Origin of the sequence: Acinetobacter johnsonii (genome assembly GCF_048551975.1) — a bacterium.
Classification (GTDB): domain Bacteria; phylum Pseudomonadota; class Gammaproteobacteria; order Pseudomonadales; family Moraxellaceae; genus Acinetobacter; species Acinetobacter johnsonii_A.
The window spans coordinates 240209-252582 of record NZ_JBIMCF010000002.1 but is presented as its reverse complement, the minus strand read 5'-3'; the positions used below and the strand labels follow the sequence as shown (position 1 = coordinate 252582).

The following is a 12374-nucleotide window of genomic DNA, read 5'->3' as shown; positions in this document are numbered from 1 at the left end:
ATGTAAATACCTAGTTTTGAGTTGAGTCTTAAGTTTCAATCTGTGCTTGCAGCTGTTGAATTTTGGCTTCGGCACGATCTAAGTTTTGATTAAAAATACGGGTATCTTGATGCAGATCATCCATTTGCCAACGCGGGGCAAATAGACCACTGTCTTCTTTCAAGGCATCTTCAGCAAAAAACAAATGACTTTGTAAGGCCTGTTTGATGTGTTTTGGTGCCAGCTGAATTTTAGCCAATTCATGCGCCAAACTTGGGCCAATCCATGGGCTTAAATGCGCAGCCAAGTCAGGCTCAGCTTGTTGCATAATCCGTTGAATATCTTGCAGAAGGTGATAATCACCTTGGAGCGGGATATTGCCGACATCATCCGCCAGTAATAGCTTGAGCAGCTCAACCACATTGGCCACCGTTAAAGTTGTGGTTGCTGGGGTGTGAGATTGAGCTTGGTCAAAAGGGCGTTGTTCAAAAATGGACGCTGTTTCACTATGCCCTGTAACGGTAGGTTCTAAGCGCACTTTAGTGTGGTCAAAGAACACATCTACAGACAGTTGCGGGGATGCGATTACCACACGTAACATCTTGCCTTGTAGTTCATTGAGCTGGATGCGAGTGATCGCATCCAAATTAATCACATGATGAATTAATCGTTCAACTGCACCGAGTGCCAGAATCGACCACATAATTTGCCCTTAAACGTTTAATTTTAAAGTTTAAAACCACGGTGTACAGCAACGATACCACCTGTCAGGTTGTGATAGTCACAGTTTTGGAAGCCTGCATTTTCCATCATGCCTTTGAGCGTGCGTTGGTCTGGGTGCATACGAATCGACTCGGCTAAATATTTATAGCTTTCTGAGTCATTGGCAATGATTTTTCCCATGATCGGCAGTGCGGTGAACGAGTATAGGTCGTACAGTTTTGAAAATGGCTCAAATACAGGTTTAGAAAACTCTAAGACCAATAAACGACCACCTGGCTTAAGCACGCGATACATCGCAGCAAGTGCCGCATCTTTATCGGTCACATTACGTAGACCAAATGAGATGGTGAGTAGGTCGAAGCTGTTGTCTTCAAATGGCTCTAGGGTTTCAGCATTGGCTAATACGAAATCAACATTGGTACAGCCAGCATCAATCAGGCGGTCACGGCCAACATTCAACATAGATTCGTTAATATCTGAAAGTACCACATGACCAGTAGGGCCGACTTCACGACTAAATACTTTAGCCAAGTCACCTGTCCCGCCAGCAATATCTAGCACGCGTTGACCACGACGTACCCCAGACATATTGATCGCAAAGCGTTTCCACAGACGGTGAATACCAAAAGACATTAAGTCATTCATAATGTCGTATTTGCTCGCAACCGAGTGGAAAACTTCAGCGACTTTTTGAGCTTTGTCTTCACTGCTGACCGTTTGGTAACCAAAGTGTGTGGTACTACCGACGTTGCCTGTGTTAGCACCGCGAGGAAGATTGTATTTGGGTACAGAACCCGTCACTGGGGTATCAGTCAACTGTTGTTGTAATGATTTTTGCTGACCTTGCGCCGTACCTTGGGGTAATGGTTCAGTTAAAAATGGACTCACTTTGTCTGTGTTTTGTGCCGACTGTGGATTAGCGGTAGGCGTTTGATTTTCATTCGACATGGGAGTCACTCCTAACATAGCAATAGGGTAAATGTTGCAGTGCATGCATGATGACAGATTCTAAGACGTTGTACAGTAACCATCATGCAATTGTGCTGAATAATATACAGAAAAACAGCAGAGCTATGCAGCCACTGCCTTATTTTTATCAAGGAATAATCTGGAATTTACTGAAATGGGTATAGATGACCCGAATGTACTTTGTCAATAATTTGACGTTCCACCGCAGTAAAGTCTTTCACAAATTTCTCCGCCGACTTTAGCGGTTTCATGGCCAAAAAGCCATCTTGCATAAAATCATACATGACATTGAAGTTGTATTTGTTGGCTGTCCCTTTGCACATCTTAAAAGCGGTATAGACCATAAAGGAGCGCATGTATTTATCGAGGTTTCTACCGAGTTGGTCGAGTAAATATAGCTGTTTCAAGCGTTCTTCGCCTTGTTCTAGTTTTAAGTAGGCTTGGCGCATCAAATCATCGGTTAAGGCTTCATAGGGATGGTGATCTTTCAGCAATTGCATTGCTACTTGTTCATCCAGTCGCACCGCCAAAATCGCCAACTCAACCCCAGAGGTACCGGTTTTAATGGCATTTTCAGGAATTAATTTCTCTGCTTTGTGCGCATATTTGCTCAAGCGCGCAATTTGTCCCGCCAAAGCATCAAAATCTGGGCCACCATATAAACGGTTGATAAAATACTCGGCCATCAACAGATTTTGCTTTTCTGTGAAAGTTTTGTTGTGGGTACGCTGCATTCGCTGTTTTTGCCAAGTTTGCACATCTTGTAAACGTTGGAAGAGCACCGAATCTTGATGATAATGCAATTGGTAATACTGTTCTAAAAGCTCATCGAGGGCGGCGAGTTTGGACATTTGCTGTCTCAGTTCTATTTAAAGATAGCTAAATCTTAGTGCGTGATGACCGAACTCGCTATGACAAAGTGACAAAAAAACTATTTATTTGTGGTCAGTTTGATGTAGAAGTAGTCAAAAGATACATATGAAAATCATCTAGACCATCATTTTTTAGGATCTAGTGATTTGATTAAATAGAAAAAAGGAGGGGGCAATGGATACAGAAACGATCGCCAGTACAGTGCTGAACGAAGAACAGCTTTCACTGGACTTAATTGAAGCGCAATATGCGTTGATGAATACTCGTGATCAGAGCAATGCAAAAAGTTTGGTGATTTTGGTCAGTGGAATTGAACTTGCGGGTAAAGGCGAAGCGGTAAAACAGCTGCGCGAATGGGTCGATCCGCGTTTTTTATATGTCAAAGCCGATCCACCGCATTTGTTTAATCTAAAACAGCCTTTTTGGCAGCCCTATACTCGATTTGTACCTGCCGAAGGGCAAATTATGGTGTGGTTTGGTAACTGGTATGGGGACTTGTTGGCTACGGCCATGCATGCTTCAAAACCTTTAGACGACACTTTATTTGATGAGTACGTCAGCAATATGCGGGCTTTTGAACAGGACTTAAAAAATAACAACGTAGATGTCTTAAAAGTTTGGTTCGATTTGTCGTGGAAGTCTTTGCAAAAGCGTCTGGATGACATGGACCCGAGCGAAGTGCATTGGCATAAGTTGCATGGGCTAGACTGGCGCAATAAAAAACAATATGACACCTTACAAAAGCTACGTACGCGCTTCACCGATGACTGGCAAATCATTGATGGTGAAGATGAAGATTTGCGTAATCACAATTTTGCACAAGCAATTTTAACAGCGCTGCGACACTGTCCAGAGCATGAAAAAAAGGCCGCGCTAAAATGGCAGCAAGCACCAATACCAGATATTCTGACTCAGTTTGAAGTCCCTCAAGCTGAGGATGCGAACTATAAATCAGAATTGAAAAAACTCACCAAACAAGTGGCCGATGCCATGCGCTGTGATGACCGTAAAGTGGTGATTGCTTTTGAAGGTATGGATGCTGCGGGTAAAGGGGGGGCGATTAAACGTATTGTGAAAAAGCTCGACCCACGAGAATATGAAATTCATACCATTGCCGCACCTGAAAAATATGAGTTACGCCGTCCTTATCTGTGGCGTTTTTGGAGCAAATTGCAGTCGGATGACATCACTATTTTTGATCGGACGTGGTATGGACGCGTTTTAGTCGAGCGGGTAGAAGGCTTCGCAACCGAGGTAGAGTGGCAACGCGCTTATGCGGAAATCAATCGTTTTGAAAAAAACCTCAGTAACAGCCAAACCGTGCTGATTAAGTTTTGGCTGGCGATTGATAAAGATGAACAAGCAGCGCGTTTTAAAGCCCGCGAAAGTACTCCGCATAAACGTTTTAAAATTACCGAAGAAGATTGGCGCAATCGCGACAAATGGGATGACTATTTAAAGGCAGCCGCGGATATGTTTGCGCATACCGACACCAGCTATGCGCCTTGGTATATTATTTCCACCAATGATAAACAACAGGCCCGCATTGAAGTCTTAAGGGCAATTTTAAAACAGCTCAAAGCGGATCGCGACACGGATTAAAAAGCATAAAAAACGGTCATTTGACCGTTTTTTATAGAGGCAGATTTAGTTTTTTAACTTAAGGGAATTTGGGTCACTGGCGCTGCAACAGGAGCACCTTGTTCAGCGGCTTGTTTTAGTTGAATGCCTTTGGCGAGCTTATATGACTCTTCCACATGGGTTTCCGCAATTTTTTTCATCACGACATAACCCAAGCTGGCCGCAATCATTTGTCCACCTAAGGGAATGAATTTAGTGACTTGTTTGGTAATGAATTTGGCTGCCATGTTATTGATGGATTTTTTCATGGCTGTACGTGCCACCACCAGTCCAGAGAACTCCACACCACGTTTACGTAGTTCTGACCAATGTATTTGCTTGGTTTCTGGGTCGTAGACACTGACTTGCTCAGGGGTTAAACCAAAGCGGGCGTTAATTTCTGGAATCAACTGCGACAATATGCCCACATCAATCACCACATCAAGGAAAGGGACTGGAATAACCGCTGCACCTGCGGAAAAATAGGCGCGCTTTTTGACTAAATCCAAACACTCTTCACGGATTTTTTCTAAATTTAAAGAGGGATCAATTTTTTCTGGAATATGCTCTAATTTCATTTTCTAAATCCTAAAATATCCTGATTCACATTGATTCTAGTTTTGCTTAAAGTACGTATTTTAAAGCAAATTTTAAATAGAAATATGTCATCAAAGTGACATAGACATAACCAGAAGTATAGTCAATAATCTGTGTACTTTTGTAGATTTTTCATAAGATGGTTATTTGAGAGGGAACATGGCGATACACGTAATACAAAGTCAGCGTATTGATGTTCTGTTGCAGGCCATGCAAAAAACCGTCTTTAAACCAGCTAAAAATGCCTTTCAAGTGTTGCAAGCACAGCACTTTATTGTACCTTCACCTGCGGTTGAGGCTTGGCTAACACAAAAGTTGGCGGAGCAGCAGGGCATCAGTGCCAACACGCAGTTTCATCATCGTATTCGTGGTTTTCAATGGGCGGCTTATCAGTGGGTTTTGGTCGATCAAATAGACGAAGTCCGTAAAGCGAATATTCCGCGATTGATTATTAAATGGCGTGTCTTTCAAGCCTTAAAAGAATTTATACAAGCTGAGCTGAATCCTTTAGAGGTTGCCCATCCGTTGTATCCGATTATTCAGCGGATCTATGCTAGTGCTGACCGTTTGCAACAGGGTATTGATAAACAGCTGAAAAAACAAAGCATGTTGTATTGGGTCGCGGAGCAGGTTTCACGGCTGTTTAGTTTTTATATGGATTATCGTGGGCATTGCACCAAAGTCTGTCCACCGCAAAGTTGTCGTTGCCAGACCAATTGGTTACAAGCGTGGGGCAAAAACCAGCCGCTCGATTTAGAGCAGATGTTTTTTAAAACTCACCAAGAACTCAGTGCTTTTCAGCTCAATCAAGCGCATGAGCTGGAAGCGTGGCAGCGTTGGCTCTGGCAAGTGGTGTTCCATGCTGACTTTGAACAAATTCAGCGTATTGATACTGCATTTTGGGGCTTACTCGATCAAGCCGAGACCCGAGATGCTGCACTGAAAAAATTGCCTGCGCAGTTGGTGGTATTTACGGTTTTAGATTTACCGCCAAAACAATTGGAGTTTTTACATCGATTGGGGCAATATCTCGAGATCTTTATTTTTCACTATAACCCTTCACAAGAATACTGGGCGGACAGTGTCGATCCCAACTGGAAAGCGCGTTATGACGCACGGGTGAAGCAGCGTTTTATTGAAAAAAATCCAAATGCCAATGATGCAGAGATTCAGCAGTTTTTTGATGAGTTTACCCTCAATTTTAATGCAGAAACCCGAGAGTCTCGCCATCCTTTACTGACCCGATTTGGTAAACAGGCACGGGACCATTTCTCTTTACTTTCCAATCTTTCTTCAGGTGAAGATGGCGTATGGGCCGATGTCTTTGTTGATGAATATCCAGAAACTTTACTTGGTAAAATTCAGTCTGATGTCCTGTATTTGGTAGAACCTACGCAGCATCAGTATGCTTTGGCTGAACATGATGATTCGATACAGATCCATGTCTGTCACTCCAGCCTTAGACAGCTTGAAGTCCTCAAAGATCAACTGACGCATTGGTTGGCTCAGGGCTCGGCTGAAGCACCGCGACGTCCAAGCGATATTTTGGTGTTGACGCCGAGTTTGACTGAGCTAGAACCTTTTATTCGCAGTGTTTTTGCGCCGCCACCGCATGAGCGTGATGCTTTGCAAAAGGGTCACCAACTGAGTAAAGACAGTATTTATTTGCCAATTAAGCTGGCAGGCGTGACTCAACTCGATGCCTTAAATGCATGGCGAGCTGTGTTGGGACGGATGGTCTTGGTGCGGGGGCGTTTCAGTATTGAGGACTTTGCTGATTGGCTCAGTTTAAATGCAACGCAGCAACGTTATGGCTTAGACATGAATATGATTGAGCGGATGACGGAGCTGTTGATCAACGCAGGCTTTAAACGTGGATTGGATGCCGAACATTTAACACGCAGTTTGGCCGAAGGGGATGAAGACTATCGTTATAGTCTGAAGTTTGCTTTAGATCGTTTGGCTTTAGGCGTCGCTGTCCCAGAGCATGTGCTGTTTCATGAGACCTTGAGCTATGCCCAAGTACAGTCGAGTGATTTTGAGTTGATTGGTGTTTTGATAGAAATCTATCAGGATTTTAAACACCGTTCCGAATGGATGATCGCGCATGAAATTGGACAACGGACGACTGCTGAAACCTGGCTGAATCGTTTGATGGAAGATATTCGCGAGTTCGAAGCTGCGGGTGTCGAGTCTTTGGCTGCAGTGTATAAGATGGTCAAAAAACAAGAACGTATGCTGACCTTGGCGAGTTATTATGACGAACACGATCATCATGCACTGCGCAGTTTAAGTTTACCTTTGCCTTATGTATTAGAAGAAATCGAAAAGACCTTAGAGGCGCAACTGGACTATGCAGAACCCACGGGGCAGATCACATTTAGTGAAATTGGCCAGATTCGACCTGTGCCGTATAAGTTGATCGTGATGTTGGGCTTGGATAGTGGCAAGTTTCCCAACCGCAGTGCGCATTTGCCTTTTGACCTGATGGATTTACTGAAGCCACAACTGGGGGATCGTTCCCGTTTGGAAGATGATCAAGGGGCTTTTCTAGATGCGTTGTTGTTGGCACAAGAAAACGTATGGTTATTTTATAATGGCTTTGATATCAACGATGGTGAAGTCCGTGACCCGTCTACAGTGTTGCAAGAACTGATTCAGCATATGGCCTTTATTGTGCAGCCTGACACACAGACCAAGAGTGCCAACGCAACGGTTGATCAGCATGGTGTGACTGTCCCTGCACAGTTGGCATCGCTGTATCATGTCCATCCTTTATTGCCTTTTGATCCACGTGGTTTTGAGTCTGAGCACAGTATTCGTTTTCAAGATCAATGGTTTCAGGTCGCTAAACAATTACAACATGCATCAGGACAACGGAGAAGTTGGGTCAACACGCCTTATCCAAAATTAGAGCAAGACATTCAAGTTCTTGACAGTCAGCAGTGGATTCAAGACATCACTTTCCCTGCACGGTTGTATCTCAAGACTTTAGGCGTGGAAAACTTAAAACCAGAAGAGATTCCTGCAACGCAAGAACCGTTACTGCTCGATGGTTTAGGACGTTATGCCATTCGTCATTTTTTACAACAACATGAGGCAGAAGCAGACGCCAACCTTCTGATGGATCAACTGCCGATTGGTAAAGTGCAAGATGGGGTCTGGCAAATGAGCGTGCTTGAGCAGCAGCGCTTGCTGACACGTTTACGACGCTATGCACCTGAGACCACAGCCACGACCCAACAAGTCTGGAAGGTGAATGAACATTTACAGATCAATGTTACTTTAGCCAAATACAGTGCTGAAAAATGGGTCAGTGTAGAAGCATCTAGTGCCAGAGCAAAGCGCCGTGCCAAAGTTTGGTTAGAGTATTTACTGTGGCTGGCTTATGTCAATTTGGGTGAGGGCGGACAGCAATATCAACGCATCGTGGTGTTTAGTGATCGAACCATTTTATGTACTGGTGTAAGTTCAAATCAGGCGCGTGAATGGCTCAAGCCTTGGTTGAAAGCATGGGAGTATGCACAAACTCAGCCTTTGGTTTTACCTGCGGCCTTGTTACTAAAAATTGCAGAGAAAGATAAAACCCATGAATGGCAACTGAATGATCAGGAACAGATGGTGATTGTGGACATGGACGCCATTTATAAAGTGTGGGAAGAAGATGGTCGCTTTAGTGGTTTTTCAATGACTGAAAATGAAGCCAATAAAGCACACCGCGACTGGCAGTTTATTCTACAAGAGCAGGATGCCAAAGCATTACTTGCCCATGACTGTGAACAGTTTTCTTATGAACTATATCATCCGATATTTTTGCATCAGCAAAGCCTTGAGGACTAAGTCATGACAGCCCAGTCTCAGGTCACCACATCGAACATGTCTTATCAACCCATTGCCGATATGAGCTTTCAGGGCTTGCATTGGATTGAAGCTTCAGCAGGCACAGGCAAGACTTTTACTTTATCCAGTTTGATGGTACGTATTTTTCTCGGGGCCTATTTGCCGAATCAGGTTATTGCAACCACCTTCACCCGTGCTGCTGCTGCTGAACTGAAAAGTCGCGTTCGGGCACGTTTGATTGAAACTTTACGTTATTTTGAAGGTTGTCAAAGTCTGACTGTGCGAGAGATACAGGCCAAAATAGCTGTTGAACAAGATCCACTTTTTATTAAGGTGCTCACAGACTATGCCCAGCGGGTCGGTTTTGCCCAAGAGCGTTTGAAGTTGGTGATTGATCAGTTAGATGAGCTGTTCGTCGGGACATTGGATAGTTTTAGTCAAAAGTTATTGCGTGAGTTTTCTTTTGAAAGTGGCAAGATTGAGCGTGCAGATATTACCGATGATGCGCAGAGTTATACTCAGCAGCTCATTCATGATGTATTGCGTGAGTGGATTCAGGCACAGCCACAGCCTGTGGTGAATTATTTACTGTTAAAACAAAAATTAAAAACCGAACAGGCTTATGTGCCGATTGTCGAAAATAGTTTGAACTTTGCATCGGCACAGTTTCAACAGGTAGAAAAACCTGTACTTGATTTGACGCAATTTGAGCAGGCCATTGATCAATTTACCGCGCTGGATGTGGCGCAGATTGAAAGCTTGAAAGACTATTATGCCCCTGAGGGGCAGTACCATGCAGTGCTGGGGAAAAAATGGCGCACTGATGCCTTGATGCAACGCATTCTATGTCAGGACTTACCAGCTTTTTTGATGGCACTGAAAGAGCAACGGGCTTATGCTTTATTCGCGCCACATTTTGAAAAAACCTTAAAACACCTGACTGACCTCGCAACGAAAAAAGTCTTAAACAAATGTGCTGTAGATGTATTGGAACAGTTTGAGCAGCATCCTGTGTGGCGGCAGGTCCGCAGTTTCTTAGATGCGTTGGCAGAGCTAGAGCTCAATTTGGATGTGCTAGATGCGTATTTAAAATATCACTTAAGTTCTGAGGTGAAAAAGCGATTACCACAAGTCTTGCAGCAAAAGAGTGAAACGACTTTTGCCCAGCAAATCCGTACCTTGTCAGAAGCCTTACAGGGCGAACAAGGCCGGCGCTTTGCCCAGTTTGTACAAGCATGCTATCCACTCATTCTAGTGGATGAGTTTCAAGACACCAACCAAGACCAAGATGATATGTTGGCGCGGATTTGGCGTGATGCACAGCGTTATCATCAAGGCTGTATGATTATGGTCGGTGACCCGAAACAAGCCATTTATGGCTTTCGTGGGGGGGACATGCTAACGTATAACAAGGCACGTTTAGATGTTTTGGCAAAGCAAGGTCGGCAGTATAGTTTGAAATATAATCATCGTTCTGTGCAAAAGTTGGTACAGGTGGTGGATGCTTTATTTCAACGCCAACAGGACTTTGGTGAGCAGGTCTATTACCAACCTGTAGAAGCAGGGACTCGACCACATCCTGCTTTGGTCGATGCACAGGGTGAAAACCATGTACCGCTGCGCTGGCTGCTACTTGAAGATAAAAAAAATGAAGCTCAACAAGTGGCATGGAAAATTCGTGATTTAATCAACCAAGGCATTCAACAGCAACTCTATGTGGCAGATGATCCGCTACAGTTTATAGGGGCAAATGATATCGCGGTGTTGTCGAAAAACCATGATGGCTTGGACAAAGTTCAGTTTGAACTAGAGCGTTTGGGAATTTTGGTCAACCGTCCGTCTAAACGCAGTGTGTTTGAAAGTCAGGTCGCGAAAGATGTCGGTGCGTTATTGACCGCAATGATGCATCCTTTTGATGAAGCCAAAGTTCGCCGTGCGCTTTTGAGCCGGCTGTTGGCGATTGATTTAAAACAGTTACTAGAACTGGAAAAGCAAGCCAACGGTTTAAGCCAGTTTATGGCGGATTTTGATGACATCCGCGACATGTGGATCAATAAAGGCTTTTTAAGTGCATGGCAGTACGCTTTAAATCTGTTTAAAGTCTGGAAAAACTTGGTGGCTTACCAAAGCCGAGACAACGAACGGACTGTAGTTAATCTTCGACATTTGACTGAGTTATTGAGCCAACATAGTGAGCAGTTCCAAGGCGCGCAGAAACTGTATCATTGGTATCTCAAACAGTTACATTTGCCTGCGGAACGTGAGTGGGAGTTGGAACGCAAACTCTCCAATGCCACAGGCGTACAGTTGATGACTATTCATCAGTCCAAAGGTCTAGAGTTTAAAATTGTGTTTTTGCTGGGTGCCGACAAAGACTTTAAGGAAATAAATAAAACCTTAAACTTTTCAACACTGGAACAGATCAATCCGACGACAGGGCAGAGCGAGTTACAGCGCATCGTGGCAGTAAATGATGCCAACCTGTTAGATCCTGTCGCGATTGCTCAACACAATGAGCGAGCCGAAGCAGAACAGCATCGCTTATGGTACGTCGCACTGACTCGCGCCAGCCACCGCGTGTATGCCTTGCTTCAAGATCAGGAGTATAAATCAAATACGGCATTGGCGTTTTGGCGTGGTCAAGCTGGTAATCTGTTTGAGCATCCTGCCAGTGGTGATGAGGTGCTGCTGACTGAAAAGCCGATCCGTATACAGCCAGCGGAGCAGCAAGAGGTGATTCAGTTACAAGCTTTGGCTTTTCCTGAACAGCGTTTTTATCCACGTTCCAAAACCAGTTTTAGCGCGTTGGCACAGCATTTGAGTCGCAAAGAGGCAATCGATGCCTTGGCGGTTTTGAATGAGACAGTGGGCAGTGCGGATGATGAGATTAATCATCCAGTGCTTGATGATGTGGAGCTGAGTCAGCCTTTGACGTGGATTAAACGACAGTTTCCAATGGGGACGGCTGCGGGAACCTTCCTGCACGAAATTTTCGAGCATATTGACTTTCAGGACTCACGTGATTGGGGACTGGAAATTCATCGTCGTTTTAAAAATGATAGTCCCTTACTGTGGCAAGAGTTATTGGGCAAATATCAACACGAGTTTGGACAGGATGATGAAACTCAATTGGTGCTGTGGATGCAAGCGTGGTTAGCAGATGTACTAGAAACGCCTTTGCATGCAGGTTTTCAGTTGAAGCAACTCAAAGCCGATGAGCACTTGGCTGAGTTTCCTTTTTATTTGTCCTTGTCCGATCATGTGCTGGCGATTAAACGCATACAGGCATTGTTTCAAGAATACGGGATTGATCTACTCGACTTAAATGAAGCCAATTCTGCTCGTTATCTGACTGGTTCGATTGACTTGGTTTATTTTGATGGTCAGCGTTATCACATCGCCGATTATAAAAGTAACTTTTTAGGGGCGGATCAGCAGAGCTATAGTTATGACGCAATCCAATTGAATATGTCACATGCCAGTTATTGGTTACAGGCGGGCTTGTATTTGGTGGCCTTGCATCGTTATTTAACAGTGAATTTTCTGGACTATGACATTGAAGAACATCTGGGTCAGGCGAGTTATCTCTATTTGAGAGGGATGAATGGGCAGCCCAATCAAGGCGTATTAAGTTGGCATGCCAGCCCAGAGTTTATTTTAAGACTAGATGCCATTTTGGGTTATTTTGCTGAGGATACTTCTACTCAAAATCATGTAGGCAAAACTTCTGAATTAAGTGAAATTAGTCACTCATAAACAAACAATTAAGCTGT

7 protein-coding genes are annotated in these 12374 nt (G+C 44.1%); 3 read left to right on the top strand and 4 right to left on the bottom strand.

Annotated elements, in window-relative coordinates; all coding sequences use genetic code 11:
- Positions 1 to 28 precede the first annotated feature (28 nt).
- The 3 genes from ACG9ZB_RS03310 to ACG9ZB_RS03300 form a co-directional block, all read right to left on the bottom strand.
- Entirely contained in the window at positions 29 to 682 is a 654-nt protein-coding gene (locus ACG9ZB_RS03310; RefSeq protein WP_419324108.1) for a ubiquinone biosynthesis accessory factor UbiJ, read from the bottom strand.
- A gap of 23 nt (positions 683 to 705) precedes the next feature.
- Positions 706 to 1650: a bifunctional demethylmenaquinone methyltransferase/2-methoxy-6-polyprenyl-1,4-benzoquinol methylase UbiE gene (ubiE, locus tag ACG9ZB_RS03305; protein ID WP_419324106.1), complete on the bottom strand. Its 945-nt coding sequence runs from the start codon at positions 1648 to 1650 to the stop codon at positions 706 to 708.
- 167 nt (positions 1651 to 1817) lie between these two features.
- Positions 1818 to 2522 carry an FFLEELY motif protein gene (locus ACG9ZB_RS03300; protein ID WP_419324104.1) on the bottom strand — a complete coding sequence of 235 codons (705 nt, stop codon included), beginning with the start codon at positions 2520 to 2522 and terminating at the stop codon, positions 1818 to 1820.
- A gap of 196 nt (positions 2523 to 2718) precedes the next feature.
- On the opposite strand from ACG9ZB_RS03300, the gene ACG9ZB_RS03295 reads away from it, so the two are divergent.
- The gene (locus ACG9ZB_RS03295) at positions 2719 to 4146 is read left to right on the top strand and encodes a phosphate--AMP phosphotransferase (RefSeq protein WP_419324102.1); all 1428 of its coding nucleotides are present in this window, start codon (positions 2719 to 2721) and stop codon (positions 4144 to 4146) included.
- Between the two features lie 53 nt (positions 4147 to 4199).
- Here the strand turns inward: ACG9ZB_RS03295 and ACG9ZB_RS03290 are convergent, their stop codons facing one another.
- Positions 4200 to 4742, bottom strand: a complete 543-nt coding sequence (locus tag ACG9ZB_RS03290) for a hypothetical protein (protein ID WP_419324100.1) — start codon at positions 4740 to 4742, stop codon at positions 4200 to 4202.
- Between the two features lie 178 nt (positions 4743 to 4920).
- Here ACG9ZB_RS03290 and ACG9ZB_RS03285 point away from each other — a divergent pair, with 178 nt between their 5' ends.
- Positions 4921 to 8601, top strand: coding sequence for an exodeoxyribonuclease V subunit gamma (locus ACG9ZB_RS03285; RefSeq protein ID WP_419324098.1), 3681 nt, complete (start codon positions 4921 to 4923; stop codon positions 8599 to 8601).
- A gap of 3 nt (positions 8602 to 8604) precedes the next feature.
- Positions 8605 to 12357 (top strand): UvrD-helicase domain-containing protein, encoded by a 3753-nt coding sequence (locus ACG9ZB_RS03280; RefSeq protein WP_419324096.1) that lies wholly within the window; start codon positions 8605 to 8607, stop codon positions 12355 to 12357.
- Positions 12358 to 12374 lie beyond the last annotated feature (17 nt).